This window comes from Streptomyces sp. NPDC111744 (genome assembly GCF_055634995.1).
Genome location: NZ_JBVKCG010000001.1, coordinates 21,103 through 44,205, shown reverse-complemented (window position 1 = coordinate 44,205; position 23,103 = coordinate 21,103). Strand labels below are relative to the sequence as shown.

The following is a 23,103-nucleotide window of genomic DNA, read 5'->3' as shown; positions in this document are numbered from 1 at the left end:
CGTACGCCGAAAGGCCCGGCCCCCCCGCAACGGGGACCGGACCCTCCGGCTTGTGCGTCGCGAGACCTACGCCTCGAACACCTCACGCACCAACTGCTCCTGCTCCGCCTGGTGCCGCTTCGCGGAACCGACGGCCGGGGAGGAGCTGTGCGGGCGGGAGATGCGGCGCAGGCGTTCGCCGGCCGGGATGTCCGCGCCGACCGCCAGGTCCAGGTGGTCGATCAGGTTGAGGGCGATGAACGGCCAGGCGCCCTGGTTCGCCGGCTCCTCCTGGGTCCACAGGTACTTCTCGGCGTTCGGGTACTTGTTGACCTCGGCCTGGAGCTCCGCACCCGGCAGCGGGTACAGGCGCTCGAGGCGGATGATCGCCGTGTCCGTGACACCCCGCTTCTGCCGCTCGGCCTCCAGGTCGTAGTAGACCTTGCCGGTGCAGAAGACGACCTTGCGGACCGCGTTCGGGTCGACCGAGGTGTCGCCGATGACCGGGCGGAACTGCCCGCTCGTGAACTCCTCCGCCTTCGAGGCCGCCGCCTTGAGGCGCAGCATCGACTTCGGGGTGAAGACGACCAGCGGCTTGTGGTGCGGGTTGTGCACCTGCCACCGCAGGAGGTGGAAGTAGTTCGAGGGGAGGGTGGGCATGGCCACCGTCATGTTGTTCTGCGCGCACAGCTGGAGGTAGCGCTCGATGCGGGCCGAGGAGTGGTCCGGGCCCTGGCCCTCGTAGCCGTGGGGGAGGAGGAGGGTGACGCCGGAGGTCTGGCCCCACTTCTGCTCGGCCGCCGAGATGTACTCGTCGAGGACCGACTGGGCGCCGTTGGCGAAGTCGCCGAACTGGGCCTCCCACATCACCAGCGCGTCCGGACGGGCGAGCGAGTAGCCGTACTCGAAGCCCATCACCGCGTACTCGGAGAGCAGCGAGTTGTAGACGTTGTAGCGGGCCTGGTCCTCGGACAGGTACAGGAGGGGGGTGTAGTCGGCGCCCGTCTCCCGGTCGATCAGGACCGCGTGACGCTGGCCGAAGGTGCCGCGCTGGGAGTCCTGGCCGGAGAGCCGGACCGGGGTGCCCTCCATCAGCAGCGAGCCGATGGCCAGGGTCTCGCCCATGCCCCAGTCGATGGTGCCGTCCTCGATCATCGCCGCACGGCGCTGCAACTGCGGCAGCAGACGCGGGTGGACGGTGAAGTAGTCCGGGATGTTGACCTGGGACTCGGCGATCCGCTTGAGGACCTCTGTGGAGATCGCTGTCGGGACGGCGATCGGGAAGCCGTCCTGCGGGGCCTGGGCGTCTGCGACGGCCGGCTGCGAGGTGGCCTCGCGGACCTCCGTGAAGACCTTCTCCAGCTGGCCCTGGTAGTCCTGCAGGGCCTGCTCGGCCTCTTCCAGGGTGATGTCGCCGCGACCGATCAGGGACTCGGTGTAGAGCTTGCGCACCGAGCGCTTCTTGTCGATCAGGTCGTACATCAGCGGCTGGGTGAAGGCCGGGTTGTCCGACTCGTTGTGACCGCGGCGGCGGTAGCAGATGAGGTCGATCACCACGTCCTTGTTGAACGCCTGGCGGAACTCGAAGGCCAGCCGGGCGACGCGGACGACCGCCTCCGGGTCGTCGCCGTTGACGTGGAAGATCGGGGCCTCGATCATCCTCGCCACGTCCGTCGCGTACATCGACGAGCGCGAGGACTCGGGGGCCGCGGTGAAGCCGACCTGGTTGTTGATGACGATGTGGACCGTGCCGCCGGTGCGGTAGCCGCGCAGCTGCGACATGTTCAGGGTCTCGGCCACCACGCCCTGGCCCGCGAAGGCCGCGTCGCCGTGGATCGCCACCGGCAGCACCGTGAAGTCCGTGCCGCCCTTGTTGATGATGTCCTGCTTGGCGCGGGCGATGCCCTCGATGACCGGGTCGACCGTCTCCAGGTGGGACGGGTTGGCGGCCAGCGAGACCTTGATCTGCTCACCGTCCAGGCCGGTGAAGGTGCCCTCGGCGCCCAGGTGGTACTTCACGTCGCCGGAGCCGTGCATCGACTTCGGGTCGAGGTTGCCCTCGAACTCGCGGAAGATCTGGGCGTACGACTTGCCGACGATGTTCGCCAGCACGTTCAGGCGGCCGCGGTGGGCCATGCCGATGATGATCTCGTCGAGGCGGGACTCGGCGGCCGAGTCCAGCACCGCGTCGAGCAGCGGGATGACGGACTCGCCGCCCTCCAGGGAGAAGCGCTTCTGGCCGACGTACTTCGTCTGCAGGAAGGTCTCGAAGGCCTCCGCCGCGTTCAGGCGGCGCAGGATCCGCAGCTGCTCCTCGCGCTCCATCTTGGAGTGCGGGCGCTCCACGCGGTCCTGGATCCACTTGCGCTGCTTGGGGTCCTGGATGTGCATGAACTCGATGCCGGTGGTGCGGCAGTACGAGTCGCGCAGCACGCCGAGGATGTCGCGCAGCTTCATCATCGACTTGCCGGCGAAGCCGCCGACGGCGAACTCGCGCTCCAGGTCCCACAGGGTGAGGCCGTGCTCGACGATGTCCAGGTCGGGGTGCTTGCGCTGCTTGTACTCCAGCGGGTCGGTGTCGGCCATGACGTGGCCGCGGACCCGGTAGGAGTGGATCAGCTCGAAGACCCGGGCGGCCTTGGTGACGTCGTCGTCGTGCGAGGCGTCGATGTCCCGCAGCCAGCGGACCGGCTCGTAGGGGATCCGCAGCGCCTCGAAGATGTCGTCGTAGAAGCCGTTCTCGCCGAGGAGAAGGTTCGCGACCACGCGCAGGAACTCGCCGGAGGCGGCGCCCTGGATCACCCGGTGGTCGTAGGTCGACGTGAGCGTCATGACCTTCGAGATGCCGAGCTTGTTCAGGGTGTCCTGGCTGGTGCCCTGGAACTCCGCCGGGTAGTCCATGGAGCCGACGCCCATGATGACCGACTGGCCGGGCATGAGACGCGGGACCGAGTGGACGGTGCCGAGGCCTCCGGGGTTGGTCAGGGAGACCGTCACACCGGTGAAGTCGTCCATCGTCAGCTTGTTGTCGCGGGCGCGACGGACGATGTCCTCGTAGGCCTGCCAGAACTCGAAGAAGTTCAGCGTCTCGGCCTTCTTGATGGCCGCGACGACCAGCTGGCGGTCGCCGTTCGGCTTCACCAGGTCGATGGCGAGGCCCAGGTTGACGTGCGGCGGCTTGACGAGGGTCGGCTTGCCGTCCTTCTCGCCGAACGACCAGTTCATCGACGGCATGGCCTTGATGGCCTGGACCATCGCGAAGCCGATCAGGTGCGTGAAGGAGATCTTCCCGCCCCGGGCGCGCTTCAGGTGGTTGTTGATGACGATCCGGTTGTCGAACAGCAGCTTCACCGGGACCGCGCGGACCGAGGTGGCCGTCGGCAGCTCCAGCGAGGCGTTCATGTTCTTCGCGACGGCCGCGGCCGGACCACGCAGGGTGACCAGCTCGGGACCCTCGGGCGCAGCGGCGGCGGGCGCGGCCTTCGCGGCGGCAGCGGCCGGCTTGGCGGCGGCCGGAGCCGGAGCCGGAGCGGCAGCGGCGGGCGCCGGAGCGGGCGCTGCGGCCTTGGGAGCGGCCGGGGCGGGCGCCGCGGGCGCCTGAGCGGCGGGAGCGGGCGTGGTGGGCGCCGGCGCGGCCGGAGCCGCGGCCTGCTGCGCCTGCGGTTGCGGTTGCGTGGGCGTCGTGGTGCCCGCGGCCCCCGCGGCCGCGGTACCCGCCGGAGCCGAGGCGGCGGGCGCTCCCGGCTTGTAGTCGGCGAAGAAGTCCCACCAGGCGCGGTCGACCGAATTCGGGTCCTGTAGGTACTGCTGATAGATCTCGTCGACGAGCCACTCGTTCGGTCCGAACGCGGCTGCGGGGTTCTTGCCCGCTTGGTCTGCGTCGGTCGAGATGCTCGAGTTACTGGGGGACTGTGGCGACACGGCGGCAACCGCCCTCTTCCGCTTCACAAGGTGATGGACAGCGGGAATAAAGGCTACGCCTCCAAGACCGTGAAGGTCAGGTCGGGCCGGTTCATCGTCGTGTAAGTCACATCAGAAACTGCGTTTCGGGGCTTGAAATGGCGGGAAACAAGCGTGGTTCCGCTGTGAGAGGACTTCATCGGGCATGGCTCCGCCACGCCGATGATCACCTCACCTCGGCGCCCGTCGCGACGGGCGCCGAGGCCGCACCTGATCACACGTGTCCGGCTGCGCGGACGCCCGTGCGGACCCCAGGTGGATCTTGAGGCTCCGGACCGAACTTTACGTCAACTTGGCACGGATGAAAGTCCCGGGAGGGTGACGATAATCCTGCAACCCCGATCGGATTCGGCCACGCCGATCCGGCCGCCGTGCAGATCCACCGCCCACCGGGCGATCGCCAGGCCAAGACCCGTACCGCCGTCACTGCCGGGCCCGTGCGGGCGTCGTACGGCTCCCCGGTTGAAGCGCTCGAAGACGCGGTGCCACTCCGAGCGCGGAATGCCGGGGCCCTCGTCAAGCACCTCCAGCTCCAGCGACTCCGGCTGCAGGCCGCGCCGCGCCTTCAGGGTCACCCGGCCGTGCGGCGGGCTGTGCTTGACGGCGTTGTCGATGAGGTTCGCCACGACCTGGTGGATGCGCTCCGGGTCGGCGTGCGCGGTCAGCTCCGGCGGGGAGACGTCCAGGTGCAGATGGACGTCCGTACGGGTGTGGCTGCCGGAGTTCGAGGCGACCCCGCGCGCCCCGGCGACCATGTTGGCCTCCTTCAGCACGCCCGAGAGGTACGGCCACACCTCGAAGCGGCGCTGCCGCAGCGGTACGACGCCGTTGTCCAGGCGGGAGAGGTCCAGCAGGGTCTCCACGAGGCGCCCGAGGCGTTCCGTCTGCTTGAGGGCCGTACGCATGGTCTCGGTGTCCGGCTCGGCGATGCCGTCGACGACGTTCTCGAGGACGGCCCGCAGACCCGCGATGGGGGTGCGCAGCTCGTGCGAGACGTTCGCCACCAGCTCCTTGCGCTGGCGGTCCTGGGCCTCCAGCTCGTCGGCCATGACATTGATCGTCTCGGCCAGGTCGCCCAGCTCGTCCCGGCGGTTCTCGCGCACCCGGCGCGTGTAGTCGCCCTGCGAGATGGAGCGGGCCACCGCGTTCATGTCGTCCAGCGGCGCGGTGAGCGAATGTGCCACGAACTGCGTTATCAGCAGTGTGGCGATCATCGAGAAGACCGTGATGAAGCGCAGCTCCGTCTTGGTGTGCACCGCGATCATCGAGAGACCCGTGGTGATCAGGACCGAGACGACGACCAGCGCGCCCAGCTTGGTCTTGATCGAGAACGGGCGTACGGCGCCCCAGGGCTCTTCCCCGGGGCCTCTCGGTCCGGCCGGCCCCCCGCTCATGGCGTCGGTGTCTCCAGCGCGTAGCCCACACCGTGCACGGTGCGGATCCGCTCGGCGCCGATCTTCCGGCGCAGCGCCTTGATGTGGCTGTCGACCGTGCGGGTGCCCGAGGCGTCCGCCCAGTCCCACACCTCGGCGAGCAGCTGCTCACGGGAGAGCACCGCGCGCGGGGTGTTGGCCAGGCACACCAGCAGGTCGAACTCGGTCGGCGTGAGGTGCACGTCCTCGCTGCGCACCCGCACCCGGCGCTGCGCGTGGTCGATCTCCAGCTCGCCGAGGCGCAGGATGCCGGACCGGGGCGTGGAGGCCGCGATGGCCGCCCGCTCCACCCGGCGCAGCAGGACGTGCACCCGGGCCGCCAGCTCCCGCATGGAGAACGGCTTGGTCATGTAGTCGTCGGCGCCGACCCCGAGGCCGACCAGCATGTCGGTCTCGTCGTCGCGCGCGGTGAGCATCAGCACCGGCACCGGCCGCTGGGCCTGCACACGACGGCAGACCTCCAGACCGTCGAAGCCGGGCAGCATGATGTCGAGGATCAGTAGATCGGGCTGCCAGGCCTCGGCGGTTTCGACGGCGGCCGGCCCGTCGCCCGCCGTTTGCACGAGAAATCCCTCGGCGCGCAGGCGGGCCGCGATGGCGTCGACGATCGTGGGGTCGTCCTCGACGACCAGAACCCGGCGCTGCGCGCCCGGAGTAGCCGTCGCCGTGCCGTTGTGGGAGGTGTGTGTCTGCTCCATCGCCCGCCCCTGTGTGCTTTCCGGAACCAGTGGGGTGATCCCATGACTGCGATTGACGCTTGAATGATCCGCGTCAGGGATGCACATTACGGGGACAGGCGGCGCACTCGCTATCCAGGGCGGACGGCAAGGTGAACGACGTCCGGAACGCCCCGGGCAACCGGGATCTCTTCGGTACGCACCTGTTTGAACCCGGCATTCCGCAAGGTTTCTTCGAATTCGGCGGAGGGCTGCGCGGACCACACGGCGAGTACCCCGCCCGGTCTCAACACCCTTGCGCAGCTTGTGAGTCCGGCCGGCGAGTAGAGGCCCTCGTTGCCCTTGTCGACGGTCCAGCCGGGCCCGTTGTCGATGTCCAGGCACAGCGCGTCGAATGTGTCGGAAGTCTCATTGACGTACGCGACGAGATCGTCCTCGACGATCACCGTGCGCGGATCGGCGAACGCGCGCGCGGAGAGCGGGGACAGCGGACCGTCCCGATGCCAGCCGACGACCGCGGGTTCCCGCTCCACGACCGTGATCCGCCCCCAGCGGGGATCCCGCGCGGCGTGCGCGAGCGAGAACCCGACACCGAGCCCGCCGATCAGCACCGCCGGATCCGACCGCCCGTCCAGGGCCTCCCGGGCGGCGTCCACGAGCAGCCGCTCCGAACGGCCGTCGGAGGTGTCCATCAGGAAGCAGCCGTTGGCGATGATCTGCAGCAGTCCGCCGTGTCGGCGCAGGACCACCTCGCCGTACGGCCCTTCGCGCCGGTCCAGGACCACGGGAGGGCAGTCGGCCACGGAAGTCGCGCCAGTCATCTCCGCCATGTCGGCCATCCTGCCTCAACAGGGCTTTGCGGCCATGCGAATTACGGGCGTCGGACGGTCGCACGGGTGTCACTCGTTCGAGGGGCCGCCCGGCGCTTCGCGCCCGCCGGTGGCCTCGGGTGGCTCATATGGTTCCTCCCAACCCCTCATGGTTCTTCAGAAAATCCTGTGAATCGCTCCGCACGTGGCCTCGGTCATAGACAGCGACTCCAGGGACGGCGAAGGGTGGAGCGAAACGGAAGGAGCGCCTCACCGTGGAACGGACCGCGAGGGTCGCATCGACGCCCCCGCCCGAGCCCCTTCCGGCCGCGGAGGTCGGTGCCCTGCTGGACGGTGTGCCCCGCCAGCGCGGCTGGGTCGCGGACGCCGCCCCGAAGACCCCGCGCCCCGCCCTCCGGGTGCGCCCCCTCCGGGTGCGCCCCCGGCGGTTGCTCCCCAGCCCCACCGGCACCCCGGTCACCTTCACCTACACGGTGATCCTCGCGCTGACCTCGCTCTTCGCCGGTTACGCCAGCCCCGGCCTCCTGCACTCCGTCTACCAGGACTCCAGTACCGACGTCGCCCACCTCCTCCGCACCCCGGCCTTCGTCCTGCTGGCCAGCGCGCTGTGGATCGCGGGCGGCCTCCTCTCTCCGTACGCCCTCGCCTTCGTGCTCGTCCTGACCGCACTGGAGCGGCGGATAGGGGGCGCCCGGGCGATCCTCGTCTTCCTGGCGGGCCATGTGCTGGCCACCCTCGCCACCGAGGTCCCGGTCGGCCTCGCGGTCCTGGCCGGCCACCTCCCCGGCACCTCCCTGCACCGCCTCGACTACGGCATCAGCTTCGGCGTGACCGCCAGCATCGGTGCCCTCTCCGGCCTGCTCACCCCCTGGGTGCGCTGGCCCCTGCTCGCCCTGGTCGGCTACAGCCTCCTCGAGGACCTCATCGCCTTCGAGGACCCGATGACCAACTGGGGGCATCTGATCTCGCTGGGCATCGGGACGGCACTCTGGCCGGTGGTACGGCGCTGGTACCGGGAGCGGCACCAGGCTCCGGTCCCGGCCGGTGTCACCGCCGCGTAACCGCGCGGCGTCCAGCGCGTCGAGCGCCCCCGGAGCACCATCCCGCCCCCGGCCTCGCAGGCGCCGCGCACGTCAGCCGGCCGGCGTCCAGACGTACGGCGTGGTCGTCGTCACCGTCGTGAAGCCCAGGCGCCTCAGGATCGGGCAGCTGTCGGCCGACGCGTCCACGTGCAGGTAGGCCCGGCCAGGGCCGCCGCTCGGGTCGCCCGTAGTGCGACCAGCGCGCCGGGTTCGGCTGGACGGCGCGCATCTCGGTGTCGTAAGCGGCGAGCAGGGTCGCCGCGAGGTCTGTGTCGGTCATCGGCCGACCGTACGGGGAATGCACCCGCGCGGCTCAACTGTTTTCCCTCCGCGGTTTCCTGTTTCCGCCAGGTCACTACCCGATCGCTCAAAGCGAACACGCCCCGGGGAACATTCAGAGGCTCATGTGCATTGAGTCGGCATAGCTCAAGTTCAATGCCGAAGGGGAGATCATGGCTTCGACGTCCGCATCACTCACCCTCCCTGTGCTGCCGCTCGACGGCGAGGTCGTGCTGCCCGGGATGGTGGTCCCGCTGGACCTCAAGGACCCCGATGTCCGTGCCGCCGTGGAGGCCGCCCAGGCCGCGGCCCGTACCGAGCCCGGAAAGCCCAGGGTGCTGCTGGTACCGCGTATCGACGGGAGCTACCCGAGCACCGGTGTGCTCGGCACCGTTGAGCAGGTCGGCCGGCTGGCCGACGGTGACCCGGGCGCGCTGATCCGCGGCCGTTACCGGGTGCGCATCGGCGCCGGTACCACCGGCCCGGGTGCCGCCCTGTGGGTGGAGGGCACCCGCATCGAGGAGAACGTCCCGGACCCGGTGCCCGGTCATGTCACCGAACTGGTCAAGGAGTACAAGGCCCTCGCCACCGCCTGGCTGCGCAAGCGAGCCGCCTGGCAGGTCGTCGACCGTGTCCAGGCCATCGACGACGTCTCCGCGCTCGCCGACAACTCCGGTTACTCGCCGTTCCTGACCACCGACCAGAAGGTCGAGCTGCTCGAGACCGCCGACCCGGTCGCCCGACTGAAGCTCGCCACCCAGCAGCTGCGCGACCATCTCGCCGAGCAGGACGTGGCCGAGACCATCGCCAAGGACGTCCAGGAGGGCGTCGACAAGCAGCAGCGCGAGTTCCTGCTGCGCCGCCAGCTCGAAGCCGTCCGTAAGGAGCTGCGCGAGCTGAACGGTGAGAAGGACGGCGAGGAGTCCGACGACTACCGCACCCGGGTGGAGGCCGCCGACCTGCCGGAGAAGGTCCGCGAGGCCGCCCTCAAGGAGGTCGACAAGCTGGAGCGGTCCAGCGACCAGTCGCCCGAGGGCTCCTGGATCCGCACCTGGCTGGACACGGTGCTCGAACTGCCGTGGAACGAGAGGACCGAGGACGCCTACGACATCCAGGGCGCCAAGGCGGTCCTGGACGCCGAGCACGCCGGTCTGGAGGACGTGAAGGAGCGGATCACCGAGTACCTGGCGGTGCGCAAGCGCCGTAGCGACCGGGGGCTCGGGGTCATCGGCGGTCGCCGTGGCGGTGCCGTGCTGGCGCTCGTCGGTCCGCCCGGTGTCGGCAAGACCTCGCTCGGCGAGTCCGTCGCGCACGCGATGGGGCGGAAGTTCGTCCGGGTCGCCCTCGGTGGCGTCCGTGACGAGGCCGAGATCCGTGGTCACCGCCGTACGTACGTGGGTGCGCTGCCCGGCCGGATCGTCCGTGCCATCAAGGAGGCCGGTTCGATGAACCCGGTCGTCCTGCTCGACGAGATCGACAAGGTGGGGTCCGACTTCCGGGGCGACCCGGCGGCCGCCCTGCTCGAAGTCCTCGACCCGGCGCAGAACCACACCTTCCGCGACCACTACCTGGAAGTCGAACTCGACCTGTCCGACGTCGTCTTCCTCGCCACCGCCAACGTCCTGGAGGCCATCCCGGAGGCCCTGCTCGACCGTATGGAGCTGGTCCGCCTGGACGGCTACACCGAGGACGAGAAGATCGTCATCGCCCGTGACCACCTGCTTCCGCGCCAGCTGGAGCGGGCGGGCATCGACAAGGACGAGGTCGTCCTGGACGAGAGCGCGCTGCGCAAGCTCGCCGGCGAGTACACCCGTGAGGCGGGCGTCCGTAACCTGGAACGGTCGATCGCCCGGCTGCTGCGCAAGGTCGCGGCCCAGCACGAACTGGGTCAGCGGGAGCTGCCGTTCACCGTCAGGGACGAGGACCTGCGCGCCCTGATCGGCCGGCCGCACCACGTGCCCGAGTCCGCCCAGGACCCGGCCGAGCGCCGTACGGCGGTCCCGGGTGTGGCGACGGGTCTGGCGGTCACCGGAGCGGGCGGAGACGTCCTCTTCGTGGAGGCGTCCCTGGCCGACCCGGAGACGGGCGCGGCGGGGCTGACCCTCACCGGGCAGCTGGGTGACGTGATGAAGGAGAGCGCGCAGATCGCCCTGTCCTTCCTGCGCTCGCACGGCGCGGAACTGGAGCTCCCGGTCGGCGACCTGAAGGAGCGGGGCGTGCACATCCACTTCCCGGCCGGCGCGGTCCCGAAGGACGGCCCGAGCGCCGGCGTCACCATGACGACGGCTCTCGCGTCCCTCCTGTCCGGCCGGCTGGTGCGCACGGACGTGGCGATGACCGGTGAGGTCTCGCTGACCGGCCGGGTTCTGCCCATCGGAGGCGTGAAGCAGAAGCTGCTCGCCGCCCAGCGCGCCGGGGTGACGACCGTCATCATCCCCAAGCGCAACGAGGCCGACCTGGACGACGTCCCGGCGGAGGTGCTGGACAAGCTCGACGTCCACGCCGTCACCGACGTCCGCCAGGTCCTGGAGCTGGCGCTCGCGCCCGCCACGAACGGCGCGACGCCGGAGGTTCCGGTAGCGGCGTGACGGACGCTGCCGGACGAAGAGGGCCCGGACCCCCGCGAGGAGGCCCGGGCCTTCGCCCTGTCTCAGCCGTTGGCGAGTGCGACGACCCGGTCCAGGGCCCCGTTGCTGTGTCTGTCCGGGGCGCAACCCCCGGTCCCCCGGCCCGGGCCGGTGTGCACTATCCGTTGGCGAGTGCGACGACCCGGTCCAGGGCCCCGTTGCTGTGTCTGTCCGGGGGGCAACCCCCGGTCCCCCGGCCGGGCCGGTGTGCACTATCCGTTGGCGAGTGCGACGACCCGGTCCAGGGCCCCGTTGCTGTGTCTGTCCGGGGGGGCAACCCCCGGTCCCCCGGCCGGGCCGGTGTGCACTATCCGTTGGCGAGTGCGACGACCCGGTCCAGGGCCCCGTTGAACTTGTCGTGGTCGCCGACGGTGGGGCCGGACGAGGTGTACTGCCACATCGTGTAGTACGACCAGCCGGCCGGCAGCGTCCCCACGTCCGAGGCGTACCGGGCGATCCACAGCGGGTTGCTGGCGGCGAATCCGCCGTAGTTGCCGGTGCAGCCGGTCCACCAGCTGGTGGCTGTGTAGATGACGGCGTCCCGGCCCGTGCGCGCCTTGTAGGTGTTGAGGAAGTCGGCGATCCAGCTGACCATCGCGCTCGCGGACTTGCCGTAGCAGGCGGCGCCGTACGGGTTCCACTCGATGTCGAGGGCGCCGGGGAGGGTCTGGCCGTCCTTGGACCAGCCGCCGCCGTGGTCCACGAAGTAGTTGGCCTGGGTGGCACCGCTCGTGGTGTCCGGGGTCGCGAAGTGGTAGGCGCCGCGGATCATGCCGACGCCGTAGGAGCCGGTGTACTGCTGGGAGAAGTAGGGGTTCGTGTAGTACGTGCCTTCCGTCGCCTTGGTGTAGGCCCATTTGACCCCGCTGCTCAGCAGGGTCGACCAGGCGACGTTGCCCTGGTAGCCGGAGACGTCGACGCCCTCGGTCTGGGTGGCGTCGCCGGTCTTCGGGGTACCGCTCTGACCGTCGTGGGCCAGGACGCCGATGCCCATGTACGCCGAACCGCGGGCGGGAGTGCCCGTGTCGGCGTGGGCCGGGGTGAGGGAGACCGTCGCGAGCAGCAGCGCGAGCAGTGCGGTGAGGAGAGTGGGGGAGGGTCTGTGCACGGGCATGACGTGCCTCCGTGGGGTGAGGTGGGGTCCCAGATATGCCAGAGACGGTCGGCGGGACAGGCGCGACACGACGCAGGGTCACACGGCGCGACGCCAACCGCTGGCGTGGGCATGCCATCGATTTGCCTGACAGAGACGCTACGCACGTAGAAGACGCCGGGGAAGGGGGTCCGGAGGCTGCCGTTGGTCTACGCCTGCGAAATACTTGGCGAACTGCGGTGATGACGGGGTTTGACGGAAACTTTCAGGACTGCGAAACCGATCAGGGGTGCTGACGTGCACGAGGACGAAAAGGGCGACGAACAGCGCGCCGCCACGGGGTTGACGCCAAGTGGTGCAGACCAGGAATTCCTGACTCTGGAACGCGAGTTGACGGTGCTGCTGCGGCGCGCCAGGGCCAACCAGGGGGAGATGGCCCGCGAGGTCCACCCCGACCTGGAGTCCGCCGCGTACGGCCTGCTGGTCCGGCTCGACGAGTGCGGCGGCCAGCGCGCCACCGAACTGGCCGCCTACATCGGCGTCGGCAAGGCCACCATGTCCCGCCAGCTGCGGGCCCTGGAGGAACTCGGGCTGGTCGTCCGTGAGCCCGACCCGGCCGACGGACGGGCCTGGCTGGTCGCCCTCACCGACGAGGGCCGGCGCCGGGTCGGCACGGTCCGCGAGGCCCGCCGCGGCCGCTATGTCCGCCAGCTCGCCCACTGGCCCCGCCGCGAGGTCGCCGAACTGGCCCGGCTGCTGCACCAGCTGAACGGCGTGATGGAGAAGTAGCCACCGACAGGGGCTTCAGGGCCCAGGAGCCTGGGGTGGGGCTTCAGAGCTCGACGTACACCACCGTCGCGTCGTCGTGCGTCTTGCTCAGCCGCAGGAACGCCCGCTCCTCCCGGTCGGCCGCCTCCAGCTCCCGCACCCGGTCGACCAGCGCCCGCGCGCCCTCTTTGCGTACGACGTCGAAGAGGGCCGCCCAGTCGCCCTCGCGGAACTTCTCCGTCCAGCGGGTCGCCCCGTCCGTGAGGGCGGCGAGGGCGGCGACCCGGTGCCGGGGCACGCTCCCGGTGACCGCGCGGGCCGCTACCGAGGGGTCGGCGGCGGCCGTGAAGAAGCCGCCCTCCTTGTTGCGGACCGTGACGTCGGCGATCGCGTCCGTGGCCAGGGAGGTACGGGGGACACGGTCGAGCCGGTCGTCCAGGACCGGAGTGACCTTGCCGTCGGGGGAGCGCAGGAGCAGCGCGGAGTCGGACAGGACCAGGTATTCGACGGTGTCCTCGGACCACCGGGTCAGGACGACCGTCGCCTGGGGTGTGCGCGGGTGAGAAAGCTCACAGGTGTCAGCATGTGCGTCGACTGTGCGGCCGATCGCCCGTTCGAGGATCTCCCGCAGTGTCAGATCTCGTGCCGAAACGGTCAGTTCGGTCAGTGCGCCGCCCAGTCGCGCGGTGAACCAGGGGACGGAATGCAGACACCCGGTTTCGTCCTTCGGCGGGGTGACCCCGTCCAGGACGACCACACAACCCCCCTGTCCCGAGGCGGGAAGTCCGACCCCGGCGAAGTCCTCGTTGGGGCGGTCGGGGGCGCCGGGTTCCGAAACGACTTCAGTACGCATCCGGCCAGTCTGCACGACCCCTTCACGATCTTCGCCAAAGGCTGGCAACCGTCCGGGAATTCACGCGGCCTCGCAGGTCAGCCGCCTGCTTTGGGGTGGAATGGCGCACTCCGGGAAGGCGTGGTGGCGAATACTGTCAAAGCCCGTCGTCCGCGTCCAACCGGCCCGCCGGAAAAGGGCCCCGCACAGGCCACCGGAACTTGCCCGCCAACTCCCCTCCGATGTTCACTCCTTCGGGTGGCGGGTCAGGCGAAGCGAGACCACCACCCACCGGCGCTGGGAGGGTCGAGGACCTACATATCGGGTGCATGTCCCGGGTACACGCCCCACTCGGCACCGAAATGCCGGGGATCATGACGGGGTGCCACCCGGCCCCTTGGGTACACGAGTTCAGGAATGCGAGCACCGGTGCAGAAGACGCGGCCTCGGCGCACAGGCAAGAAGACGGCCTCCGAAACGGGTGCCGCCGCTCCCGTCGGCACCGGCCGCCGTAAGCATGTCCGCACGCGGCTGATCGTGGCCGTGACCGTGGTCGCCGCGGCGATCGCGGGGGCCGGCGCGCCCGCCCTGCTGACCGCCTCCGGGCAGCTGAGCGACTCCCAGGACCTGGTGACCCTCGCCGGGCGCACCCAGGACGCGCTGGCGCTGGCCAACTCGCTCGCCGACGAGCGCGACGAGGTCACCTCCTATGTCGCGGCGGGCCGCCCCAAGTCCAAGGCGCCCTCCGAGGACCGCGGCGCCCGGGTCGACCGCCAGGTCGAGGACCTGCGCGCGGACACCGACATCCCGGGCTGGCTGCGCACCGACCTCGACGGCATCGCGGCCGTCCGCCGGTCCGCCCTCACCGGCCAGAGCACGGCCCTCCAGGCGCACGAGGCGTACTCCCGGACCATCACCGAGCTCCACCGCCTCGCCGAGGAACTGGCCGAGCAGACGCCCCCCAGGGCGGGCTCCGGCGCCTACGCGCTCGCCGAGCTGGACTCCGCCGTCCAGCAGTCCGCGGCGGCTCGGGGTCTTCTCCTCGCCGCCCTGAACATCCCCAGCTCCACCCGGACCACGATCGACCCGCTCACCGGTCTGCCCACCACGAGCACGACCACCTCCGACGCCGACAAGAAGCAGCGCGACGCGCTCACGGCGGCGGCCCAGCAGGCCAGGCTGCGCGCCGACGCGGCTCTCGCCGACTTCCGCGACACCGCACCCAAGGCCGCGGTCGAGTCGTACGACTCCACGGTCACCGGCAACGACGTCAACAACGCCGACAAGTACCTGGCCGCCCTCACCGACCAGCCGACCCTCTCCGACGGCGACCTCGCCACCGGCACCAAGAAGCTGGACACGGCGCTGGCCGCCCGGGTCGACCTGATGCGCGGCGCCGAGTCCGCCCTCTACGACCACCGCACCAAGGACCTCGCCAAGTTCCGCGACGACGACGTCACCGCGCTGGAGATCCGGGTCGCGGTGCTCGCCGCCCTGATGCTGGTGGCGGTGGGCATCGCCACGGCCATGGCCCGGACGCTCACCCGTCCCCTCTCGGTGCTCCGCCGGGGCTCGGCACGGCTGGCCGAGGCCGAGGACCCGCGCACCGAGGAACCGATCACGTTCACCGGCCGCAACGACGAGTTCGCCCAGGTCGTCCGCTCGGTCAACGCCCTGCACGCCCAAGTCACCGGCCTCTACGACCGCATCGCCACCCTGGAGACCGACCGCAGGCACCTGGTCGGCCAGCGCCAGAAGATGGCCGACGCCCGCGAGGAGCTGCGTGCCGAACTGACCGACGCCGCCGGCCAGCTGGAGCGGCTGCGCACCAGCATCGGCGGCACCTTCGTCAACCTCGCACTGCGCACGCTCGGCCTGGTCGAGCGCCAGCTGGCGGTGATCGAGGGCCTGGAGGAGCGCGAGCAGGACCCGGACCGCCTCGCGACCCTCTTCAAGCTCGACCACTTCGCCACGGTCATGCGCCGCCACAGTGAGAACCTCCTGGTCCTCGCCGGCACCGAGCACGTCCAGCAGCACGCGGGCCCGATCCCGCTGGTGGACGTGGTCCGCGCGGCGGTCAGCGAGATCGAGCGCTACGAACGCGTCCGCATCGCCGCACTCCCGCCGCACGCGCACGTGGCCGGCTTCGCCGCCGACGACCTCAGCCACCTGCTCGCGGAGCTGATGGAGAACGCCACCTCGTTCTCGCCGCCCGACATGCCCGTGGAGATCTCCGGATGGCTGCTGGAGAGCGGTGAGGTCATGCTCTCCGTGCAGGACGAGGGCATCGGCATGACCGCCGACCGCCTGGTCCGCCTCAACGGCCGCCTCGCCGACTTCGACCCCGCGTCGCCGTACGACCAGGAGGGCGAGGAGGGTCTCGGCCTGGGTCTGTATGTCGTGGCCCGCCTGGCCCACCGGCTCGGCGTCCGCGTGCAGCTGCGCGAGCAGAAGCAGGGCGGGGTGGCGGCGGTCGTGGTCCTGCCCCAGCCCCTGCTGGCGGCGGCCCCCACGACGGCTGCCCCTTCGGCCACGACGGCTCCCGGCGGCACCCACGGCTTCTCCCTCCCCGGCGCGGACGCGGAGGTCAACTCCAACGTCCTCTACGGCCGCTCGACGTCCGGCGACCCCCTGGTCACCCTGGCGGAGAAGGCCGTACGGGAGGCCGACGACCAGCCCGCCCACGAGCAGGCACCCCCGCCGAAGGCGGAGGCCCCCGACCCGACGGCTCGCCCGAAGGCCCCGGTGGAGACGTTCGCCGAGACGACGATGGAACTCCTGGTCCCGGTGGACCCGGAAACGAAGCCCGCCGAAGCGCCGACGCGAGCCGCTCACTCCGAAGAGCCGACGCGTTCCGCTCACTCCGAGGCGCCGGCGCACCCCGCTGACGCCGAGGGCCACACGCGCCCGCTCCCCGCGGCCGCCGACGGCGAGCGCGCCCCACTGGGGCCACCCCCACCCGCCGACGGCGAGTACGCCTCCCAGGCCACCCCCGCACCCGAATCCCGCACGGGCGGTGCCGTCGGGGACGACAGCGTCGACGCCGAGGACCCGGTCACCAGCAAGGGGCTCCCCAAGCGCACCCCCAGGATCACCGCCCCCGCCCCGGCCCCCCGCCAGCGCGGCACCGGCGTCGACGCCGACGCCCTGCGCCGCAGGCTCGGCGGCTTCCGCAGCGGCGCCGACGCCGGACGCCGTGACGTCGCGGCGGAGATCGCCGAGCAGACCGGCCAGAGCCAGGTGCCGGGCACCACACCAGCCGTACCCGGACCAGTCGTATCCGAAGAAGCCACGGGGGGCACAGTCGAGGAGGCAAGCAGTTGACCGCGCCCAGTACCTTCGGACTGAGCAGTGAGGCACGTAACCTGCACTGGCTGCTGAGCAACCTCGTCGAGGAGGTGCCCGGTATCCAGTCGGTCGCCGTGGTCTCCTCCGACGGCCTGCTCCTGCTCTCCTCGGACCCCGGCCGCAACGAAGCGGCCCGCGAGGCCCGCACCGAGAGGCGAAGCGGCCCGCGAGGCTCCGCCGCCGACCTCGCCACCATCGTCTCCGGCATCGGCAGCCTGACCGTCGGCGCCGCCCGGCTGATGGACTTCGGCAGGGTCAAGCACACGATGGTCGCGATGGACGAGGGCAGCCTCTTCGTGATGTCGATCAGCGACGGCTCGCTGCTCGGTGTACACGGTTCCGCGGAGTGCGACATGAGCGTCGTGGCGTATCACATGGCGCTGTTCGTCGGCCGCGCCGGTCACGTCCTGACCCCCGAACTCCGCAGTGAGCTGAGGAAATCCCTCGAGGCAGACGCGACGAGGAGCGGCCGATGAGCAACGCGCCGAAGAACCGCCAGCAGAACCTCCCGGTACGCGGCGGCGACCGCAAACCCGCCCGCGTCCGCCCCTACTCGCTCACCGGCGGCCGTACCCGCTTCGGTCATGTCCTCCTCGTGGAGACGTTCGTGGCCGCGCTGGAGGCCCCGGAGGAGCGCAAGGAACTGATGAATGGTTCCCTCAACACCCGGGTGATGCCGGAGATGCGGGCCATCGTCGAACTGTGCCGCCGTATGCGCACGGTGGCCGAGATCGCCGCGCTGCTGAAGATGCCGCTCGGTGTGGTCCGGGTCCTGCTCAGTGACCTCGCGGACCAGGGAAAGATCCGTGTGTACGGAACCGGAACCGGTCACGGCGTCGGCCGCCCGGACCGCGCTCTGCTGGAAAGGGTGCTGAGTGGACTACGCCGTCTCTGACGCCTCCGGCGTCGCCCCGCTCCTCGACGGGGAGGAGCATGTGCGGTCCTGGCAGACGGACCGCGCCCGGGCCCCCATCGCGACGAAGATAGTCGTGGCGGGCGGTTTCGGCGTCGGCAAGACCACGCTGGTCACCGCCGTCTCGGAGATCACGCCCCTGCAGACCGAGGCGCTGATGACCGAGGCGAGCGAGGAGACCGACGACCTCACCGCCACGCCCGGCAAGCTCACCACCACCGTGGCCATGGACTTCGGCCGTATCACCCTCGACGACGACCTGGTGCTCTACCTGTTCGGCACGCCGGGCCAGCAGCGGTTCTGGTTCATGTGGGACGACCTGGTGCGGGGCGCGATCGGGGCCGTCGTCCTCGCGGACACCCGGCGCCTGAAGGACTGCTTCCCGGCGCTGGACTACTTCGAGAGCTGCGGGCTGCCGTATGTCGTCGCGGTCAACCACTTCGACGGCAGCGAGCGCTTCGAACCCGAGGACGTGCGGGAGGCATTGACGATTCCCCCGCGCATACCTGTAATGATCATGGATGCCCGCCGCCGTGTCCCGGTGATCGAGACGCTGTTGTCCCTGGTCGCCCACGCGCTGGACGAAACCCCCGAGTAGATCTTCGTTAGGAGCCACCACCCGCATGCGGAAGATACTCGTCGTGGGGGCCGGCCAGTCCGGTCTCCAGCTCGCCCTCGGCCTCCAGTCGCACGGCTACGAGGTCACCCTGATGTCGAACCGGACCGCGGACGAGATCCGCTCCGGCCGGGTCATGTCGACGCAGTGCATGTTTGACACGGCACTGCAGCACGAGCGCGATCTCCAGCTGAACTTCTGGGAGTCCCAGGCCCCGAAGATCGAAGGACTCGGCGTCTCGGTCGCCGCCCCCGGCTCCTGGGGCGAGGGCCCCGCGGCCCGCGCGATCGACTGGGTGGGCAGGCTCGACGGGTACGCGCAGTCGGTCGACCAGCGGGTGAAGATGGCCGGCTGGATGGAGACCTTCGCGCAGCGCGGCGGCCAGCTGGTCATCCACGGCGCGGCGGTCGGCGACCTCGACTACTTTTCCCGCGCCTACGACCTGGTGCTGGTCTCGGCGGGCAAGGGCGAGCTCGTCCAGATGTTCGGGCGGGACCCGGAGCGGTCCCCCTACGCCGAGCCGCAGCGCGCCCTCGCCGTCGCCTACGTGCACGGCCTCGGCCCGCGCCCCGAGCACCCGGACTTCTACGCGGTCCGCTGCAACCTGGTCCCCGGCGTCGGCGAACTCTTCGTCATGCCGACCCTGACCACTTCGGGACCGGCCGACATCCTCTTCTGGGAGGGCATACCCGGCGGCCCGCTGGACGTCTTCAACGGTGTCAAGGACCCGGCGGAGCACCTCTCCCTGACCCTGGAACTCATGGAGCGGTACACGCCCTGGGAGTACGCGCGGGCCACCAAGGTCGAACTGACCGACGCGGGTGGCACGTTGGCCGGCCGCTACGCACCCACGGTCCGCAACCCCGTCGGCCGCCTTCCCGGCGGCGGCCTGGTACTGGGCGTCGCGGACGTCGTCGTCGCGAACGACCCGATCACCGGCCAGGGCTCCAACTCGGCGTCCAAGTGCGCCGCCGCCTATCTCGCCTCGATCCTCGAACACGGCGAGAAGGAGTTCGACGAGGCCTGGATGCTGCAGACCTTCGACCGTTACTGGGACACCGCCCAGCACGTCACCAAGTGGACGAACGCGATGCTCGCCCCGCCGCCGGAGCACATCCTCAACCTGATCGGCGCGGCAGGCCGGCTCCAGCCGGTCGCCGACCGCTTCGCCAACGGCTTCAACGACCCCTCGGACTTCGAGAACTTCTTCTACGAGCCGGAGAAGACAGCCGCCTATCTGGCCTCGGTGGCCGGCGCCGCCTGAGTACGGTGAGTGACCCGCGCCCCAAAGGGGCGCGGGGCCGTGCCGATATGCGGCTCCGCCGCGTGGGCACGACCAGCCCTGACGGCGCCGCACCCGAACGACGGCCCATCGCGGCGCCCCCGGCGGAGCGCATACGCTGCACTCATGACCCCGCAGGCCGCCACCCCCGCCTACCGCAGGCTGTCCGTCGAGGAGCGGCGCAGCCAGCTCCTCGAAGCGGCCCTCTCCCTCTTCGCGCACCGCGCCCCCGAGGACGTCTCGCTCGACGACGTGGCGGAGGCGGCCGGGGTCTCCCGCCCCCTGGTGTACCGGTACTTCCCGGGCGGCAAGCAGCAGCTCTACGAGGCCGCGCTCAGGTCGGCCGCCGAGGAGCTGGAGCACTGCTTCGACGAACCCCGCGAGGGCCCTCTGCTGCCCCGCCTCTCCCGGGCCCTCGACCGCTACCTCGCCTTCGTCGACCAGCACGACGCCGGCTTCAGCGCCCTGCTCCAGGGCGGCAGCGTGGTGGAGACCTCTCGGACGACGGCGACCGTGGACGGCGTACGACGGGCTGCAGCGCAGCACATTCTCAGCCACCTCGACATCGCCGACCCCGGGCCCCGGCTGCGGATGACCGTCCGTATGTGGATCACCGCTGTCGAGGCGGCTTCCCTGATCTGGCTCGACGAGGACAAGCAGCCGCCCGTCGAGGAACTGCGGGACTGGCTGGTGGACCAGTTCGTCGCCGTACTGAGCGTGACCGCGCGCCGCGACCCGCAGACGGCCGCCCTCGTCGACGCCCTCGCGGCGGATGGCTGAAACTGGTGCCGTGAAGAGTCAGGACACCCCCTTCGAGGGCGGCCCCATGGACGGGCGTGTGCTTCCGGTGCTGCTCGGCATGACCGGCCACCCCCCGAAGACGTACCGCATCCCGGTCCCGGACCCGGACGGCGGCAGGCCCACCGTCCTGGTCTACCGCCGAGTCCCCCGCGGACACAGCAGGCGCCTGGGTCTGACCCAGGGCTGGAAGTACACGTACGACCCCACGGGCAAGGGCGCCGGCACAGGCCCCAAGTGGCCGTGGTCGAAGCCGGACCCGGACCCGGCCCCCGCACCGGACACCACGCCGCCCCGCAAGCCGGATGACACCGAAGGGTGAGAGGCTTGCGCCGAATCGCCCACAATCGCTGGCGCGGACCGAACGTACATGTCTGATTATCACGATGCGGAATGGAGGGACCGTCCCGCATCGGAGGTGATGACGTGTCAGGAAGGTTTCTGCGCCTGGCCTGTACGGCCGCGGTGGCGGCCCAGGCCGTCCTCGCGCCTGGGCCCGCACTCGCCGCACCCGGCCCCCAGCGGCCGGTGGCCGAGCTGCTGACGGACCTTCAGGGGCTGTACCGGCAGGCCGAACAGGCCACCGAGACCTACAACGCGACCGAGGAGCAGCTGAAGCGGCAGCGCACCGAGGTGGACCGGCTGGACGACGAGCTGGCCAGGGCCCGGCTCTCCCTGCACACCAGCAGAGCCGAGGCGGGCCGGCTGGCCAGGCAGCAGTACCAGAGCACCACCGGGATCTCCCCGTACGTACGGCTACTGCTCGCCCGTGACCCGCAGCACGCGCTGGACGAGGGCCATGTCATCGGGCAGTTGGCGCGCGCCCGGGCCGAGACGGTGGGGCGACTCGCGGGCGACGAGAAGAAGCAGAAAGACCTGGCCCGCAAGGCCCGCAAGGCGCTGGACACCCGACTCGCCCTCGCCGAAAGGCAGAAGAAGCAGCGCGACGAGGTCCAGGACCGGCTGTCCGAGGTGGAGCGCATGCTGGCCTCCCTCACCCCCGCCCAGCTCACCGCCCTCGCCGACCTGGAGCAGAGCAACACGGCCGACGCGCAGCGGAAACTCACCACGTCCGGCGCCCTGAGCACCGCCACGCCGCCCCCGTCCCAGGAGGGCGACCGTGCGGTGCGCTACGCGGTACGGCAGCTGGGGAAGCCGTACCAGTGGGGCGCGCAGGGCCCGATGTCGTACGACTGCTCGGGCCTGACCTCACAGGCCTGGGACCACGCCGGCACCCCCATCCCGCGCACCAGCCAGGAGCAGTGGGCGGACCTCCCGCACGTCCCGCTGGACCAGCTGCGCCCCGGTGACCTGGTCGTCTACTTCCCCGAGGCCACCCACGTGGCCCTCTACCTGGGCGACGGCAAGGTGGTCCAGGCCCCTCGCCCCGGCGCGAAGATCAAGGTCTCCCCGATCGCGGCCAACCCCATCCTGGGCGCGGTACGCCCGGACCCGAAGGCCCGCCCCCTGGGCCGCTACACACCCCCGACGATCCCGAAGTCGGCGACGCTGGGCCCGGACGAAGGCCTGGGAACCTCAGAGCTGACGGCTCCGACACCCACCTGAGGGGCGCGGGGAACTCAGGCCAGCAGCCCCGAGCTCTTCCACAACCGCCGCCCGGCCCCGCGCAGAACACCGATGTCGTCCAGGAAGTCCGTCAGCTTCCTCGCCCCGCTCTGCATGACCTCCCGCCGGTGCCCGCTCGCCCGCACCTGCGCCACGGCCTCCCGCCGGTCCAGCCCCACATTGGTGTAGACCTCGGGATTAACGAAGGCCACCGAGAACACCCGCGCGAACTCCCCGGAGGTGACCCGTGTGAACTCCTGCGACCACCGAGGCGCCGTCACCATCTGGCGGCGCAGCTCCTCGCGGGCGTAGCGGACGTGCCGGGCCTCCTCGACCACGTGGATCCGCGTGACCCCCCGGATCAGCGGCTGCACCCGCTCGTCGGGGAACGTCAGCCGCTGCATCCAGTCCAGGACCTCCTCGCCGAGCAGCGTCGCCGTGAAGGAACCGGGCGTCGTCGAGATCGTCTTGAACAGGCGGCCCAGGTTCAGGTGTGCCCGGCTCACCGGGTACCAGGGCGCGTCACCGCGGGCTATCAGGCGCGCGAACATCTTCGAGTGCCGGCACTCGTCCTCGATCTCGGTCAGCGCGTAGCGCACATGCGCGCTCGTCGCCGCCTTGTCGTAGATGTGCCGCACCAGCAGCTGCATCAGGATCAGCTCGAACCAGATGCCGAGGGAGGCCAGCGCCGCCGCCTCGTGCTGGGAGAGCAGGATCCGCTGTTCCTCGGACATCCGCTTCCACATCGGGGTGTCGTAGAGCGACACCAGCTCCGGCGGCCAGAACCACTTGCCCTCCTCGAAGGGCGCGTCCCAGTCCAGCTCCTTGTCCGGGTCGAAGGAGTGCTTCGCGGAGGAGACGAGCAGCCGTTCGGCCACCTGCTCGCGGTCCTTGAGCAGGCCGAGCGCGTCGCGCAGTCCGTCGACGGCGTCCGCTTCCGTCAGGGTCGTCATGGCTCCCTCACCTCGTTACCCGGGGGTATTCGTCGTCGGCTCTTATGAGACCGCTTGTCAGCAAGGC

At 70.6% G+C, this 23,103-nt stretch carries 18 protein-coding genes and 1 pseudogene; 11 read left to right on the top strand and 8 right to left on the bottom strand.

Annotation, left to right across the window (positions count from 1 at the left end; translation table 11 throughout):
• Nucleotides 1-66 precede the first annotated feature (66 nt).
• From ACZ7OO_RS00210 to ACZ7OO_RS00195, 4 genes are all read right to left on the bottom strand, one after another.
• Nucleotides 67-3,900: a multifunctional oxoglutarate decarboxylase/oxoglutarate dehydrogenase thiamine pyrophosphate-binding subunit/dihydrolipoyllysine-residue succinyltransferase subunit gene (locus tag ACZ7OO_RS00210; RefSeq protein WP_471499936.1), complete on the bottom strand. Its 3,834-nt coding sequence runs from the start codon at nucleotides 3,898-3,900 to the stop codon at nucleotides 67-69.
• 326 nt (nucleotides 3,901-4,226) lie between these two features.
• Nucleotides 4,227-5,333 (bottom strand): HAMP domain-containing sensor histidine kinase, encoded by a 1,107-nt coding sequence (locus ACZ7OO_RS00205; RefSeq protein ID WP_471499934.1) that lies wholly within the window; start codon nucleotides 5,331-5,333, stop codon nucleotides 4,227-4,229.
• Nucleotides 5,330-6,070 carry a response regulator transcription factor gene (locus ACZ7OO_RS00200; protein ID WP_471499932.1) on the bottom strand — a complete coding sequence of 247 codons (741 nt, stop codon included), beginning with the start codon at nucleotides 6,068-6,070 and terminating at the stop codon, nucleotides 5,330-5,332. Before ACZ7OO_RS00200 ends, ACZ7OO_RS00205 begins: the two co-directional genes overlap by 4 nt.
• 110 nt (nucleotides 6,071-6,180) lie before the next feature.
• Nucleotides 6,181-6,870, bottom strand: a complete 690-nt coding sequence (locus tag ACZ7OO_RS00195; protein WP_471501198.1) for a spermine/spermidine synthase domain-containing protein — start codon at nucleotides 6,868-6,870, stop codon at nucleotides 6,181-6,183.
• A 263-nt stretch (nucleotides 6,871-7,133) separates the two neighbouring features.
• Here ACZ7OO_RS00195 and ACZ7OO_RS00190 point away from each other — a divergent pair, with 263 nt between their 5' ends.
• Complete coding sequence (locus ACZ7OO_RS00190; protein ID WP_471499930.1) at nucleotides 7,134-7,940, top strand: rhomboid-like protein; 807 nt, start codon at nucleotides 7,134-7,136, stop codon at nucleotides 7,938-7,940.
• Between the two features lie 72 nt (nucleotides 7,941-8,012).
• On the opposite strand, the pseudogene ACZ7OO_RS00185 reads toward ACZ7OO_RS00190, so the two are convergent.
• Nucleotides 8,013-8,164, bottom strand: a pseudogene (locus ACZ7OO_RS00185) (GNAT family N-acetyltransferase); the annotation flags it as partial.
• Nucleotides 8,165-8,413: 249 nt separating this feature from the next.
• On the opposite strand from ACZ7OO_RS00185, the gene lon reads away from it, so the two are divergent.
• Nucleotides 8,414-10,828, top strand: a complete 2,415-nt coding sequence (lon, locus tag ACZ7OO_RS00180) for an endopeptidase La (protein WP_471499928.1) — start codon at nucleotides 8,414-8,416, stop codon at nucleotides 10,826-10,828.
• A 346-nt stretch (nucleotides 10,829-11,174) separates the two neighbouring features.
• Here lon and ACZ7OO_RS00175 read toward each other — a convergent pair whose 3' ends face one another.
• Nucleotides 11,175-11,981 carry a lysozyme gene (locus ACZ7OO_RS00175; protein ID WP_471499926.1) on the bottom strand — a complete coding sequence of 269 codons (807 nt, stop codon included), beginning with the start codon at nucleotides 11,979-11,981 and terminating at the stop codon, nucleotides 11,175-11,177.
• Nucleotides 11,982-12,257: 276 nt separating this feature from the next.
• Here ACZ7OO_RS00175 and ACZ7OO_RS00170 point away from each other — a divergent pair, with 276 nt between their 5' ends.
• Nucleotides 12,258-12,749 carry a MarR family winged helix-turn-helix transcriptional regulator gene (locus ACZ7OO_RS00170; protein ID WP_471499924.1) on the top strand — a complete coding sequence of 164 codons (492 nt, stop codon included), beginning with the start codon at nucleotides 12,258-12,260 and terminating at the stop codon, nucleotides 12,747-12,749.
• Nucleotides 12,750-12,792: 43 nt separating this feature from the next.
• Here ACZ7OO_RS00170 and ACZ7OO_RS00165 read toward each other — a convergent pair whose 3' ends face one another.
• The gene (locus ACZ7OO_RS00165) at nucleotides 12,793-13,581 is read right to left on the bottom strand and encodes a protein phosphatase 2C domain-containing protein (RefSeq protein ID WP_471499922.1); all 789 of its coding nucleotides are present in this window, start codon (nucleotides 13,579-13,581) and stop codon (nucleotides 12,793-12,795) included.
• A gap of 408 nt (nucleotides 13,582-13,989) precedes the next feature.
• Here ACZ7OO_RS00165 and ACZ7OO_RS00160 point away from each other — a divergent pair, with 408 nt between their 5' ends.
• The 8 genes from ACZ7OO_RS00160 to ACZ7OO_RS00125 all read left to right on the top strand — a co-directional run bounded on the left by ACZ7OO_RS00160 (nucleotide 13,990) and on the right by ACZ7OO_RS00125 (nucleotide 22,083).
• The gene (locus ACZ7OO_RS00160; RefSeq protein WP_471499920.1) at nucleotides 13,990-16,884 is read left to right on the top strand and encodes a sensor histidine kinase; all 2,895 of its coding nucleotides are present in this window, start codon (nucleotides 13,990-13,992) and stop codon (nucleotides 16,882-16,884) included.
• On the top strand, nucleotides 16,881-17,384 hold the full coding sequence (locus ACZ7OO_RS00155) for a roadblock/LC7 domain-containing protein (RefSeq protein WP_471499918.1): 504 nt from the start codon (nucleotides 16,881-16,883) through the stop codon (nucleotides 17,382-17,384). Before ACZ7OO_RS00160 ends, ACZ7OO_RS00155 begins: the two co-directional genes overlap by 4 nt.
• A complete protein-coding gene (locus ACZ7OO_RS00150) occupies nucleotides 17,381-17,803 on the top strand; it encodes a DUF742 domain-containing protein (RefSeq protein WP_471499916.1) in 423 nt (140 codons plus the stop codon). The genes ACZ7OO_RS00155 and ACZ7OO_RS00150 overlap by 4 nt, the downstream gene beginning before the upstream one ends.
• A complete protein-coding gene (locus tag ACZ7OO_RS00145) occupies nucleotides 17,784-18,419 on the top strand; it encodes a GTP-binding protein (RefSeq protein WP_362575416.1) in 636 nt (211 codons plus the stop codon). The genes ACZ7OO_RS00150 and ACZ7OO_RS00145 overlap by 20 nt, the downstream gene beginning before the upstream one ends.
• Nucleotides 18,420-18,444: 25 nt before the next feature.
• A complete protein-coding gene (locus tag ACZ7OO_RS00140) occupies nucleotides 18,445-19,701 on the top strand; it encodes a styrene monooxygenase/indole monooxygenase family protein (protein WP_471499914.1) in 1,257 nt (418 codons plus the stop codon).
• A 144-nt stretch (nucleotides 19,702-19,845) separates the two neighbouring features.
• Nucleotides 19,846-20,499 carry a TetR/AcrR family transcriptional regulator gene (locus ACZ7OO_RS00135; RefSeq protein ID WP_352226210.1) on the top strand — a complete coding sequence of 218 codons (654 nt, stop codon included), beginning with the start codon at nucleotides 19,846-19,848 and terminating at the stop codon, nucleotides 20,497-20,499.
• Between the two features lie 10 nt (nucleotides 20,500-20,509).
• Nucleotides 20,510-20,839, top strand: a complete 330-nt coding sequence (locus tag ACZ7OO_RS00130) for a hypothetical protein (RefSeq protein WP_471499912.1) — start codon at nucleotides 20,510-20,512, stop codon at nucleotides 20,837-20,839.
• Between the two features lie 104 nt (nucleotides 20,840-20,943).
• On the top strand, nucleotides 20,944-22,083 hold the full coding sequence (locus ACZ7OO_RS00125) for a C40 family peptidase (RefSeq protein ID WP_471499910.1): 1,140 nt from the start codon (nucleotides 20,944-20,946) through the stop codon (nucleotides 22,081-22,083).
• 14 nt (nucleotides 22,084-22,097) lie between these two features.
• Here ACZ7OO_RS00125 and ACZ7OO_RS00120 read toward each other — a convergent pair whose 3' ends face one another.
• A complete protein-coding gene (locus tag ACZ7OO_RS00120) occupies nucleotides 22,098-23,036 on the bottom strand; it encodes an AurF N-oxygenase family protein (protein ID WP_352226207.1) in 939 nt (312 codons plus the stop codon).
• Nucleotides 23,037-23,103 lie beyond the last annotated feature (67 nt).

Coding starts and splice junctions, on each gene's coding strand:
- ACZ7OO_RS00205 (WP_471499934.1), bottom strand. CDS start 5,333: ATGAGCGGGGGGCCGGCCGGACCGAGAGGCCCCGGGGAAGAGCCCTGG.
- ACZ7OO_RS00200 (WP_471499932.1), bottom strand. CDS start 6,070: ATGGAGCAGACACACACCTCCCACAACGGCACGGCGACGGCTACTCCG.
- ACZ7OO_RS00195 (WP_471501198.1), bottom strand. CDS start 6,870: ATGACTGGCGCGACTTCCGTGGCCGACTGCCCTCCCGTGGTCCTGGAC.
- lon (WP_471499928.1), top strand. CDS start 8,414: ATGGCTTCGACGTCCGCATCACTCACCCTCCCTGTGCTGCCGCTCGAC.
- ACZ7OO_RS00175 (WP_471499926.1), bottom strand. CDS start 11,981: ATGCCCGTGCACAGACCCTCCCCCACTCTCCTCACCGCACTGCTCGCG.
- ACZ7OO_RS00165 (WP_471499922.1), bottom strand. CDS start 13,581: ATGCGTACTGAAGTCGTTTCGGAACCCGGCGCCCCCGACCGCCCCAAC.
- ACZ7OO_RS00150 (WP_471499916.1), top strand. CDS start 17,381: ATGAGCAACGCGCCGAAGAACCGCCAGCAGAACCTCCCGGTACGCGGC.
- ACZ7OO_RS00140 (WP_471499914.1), top strand. CDS start 18,445: ATGCGGAAGATACTCGTCGTGGGGGCCGGCCAGTCCGGTCTCCAGCTC.
- ACZ7OO_RS00135 (WP_352226210.1), top strand. CDS start 19,846: ATGACCCCGCAGGCCGCCACCCCCGCCTACCGCAGGCTGTCCGTCGAG.
- ACZ7OO_RS00120 (WP_352226207.1), bottom strand. CDS start 23,036: ATGACGACCCTGACGGAAGCGGACGCCGTCGACGGACTGCGCGACGCG.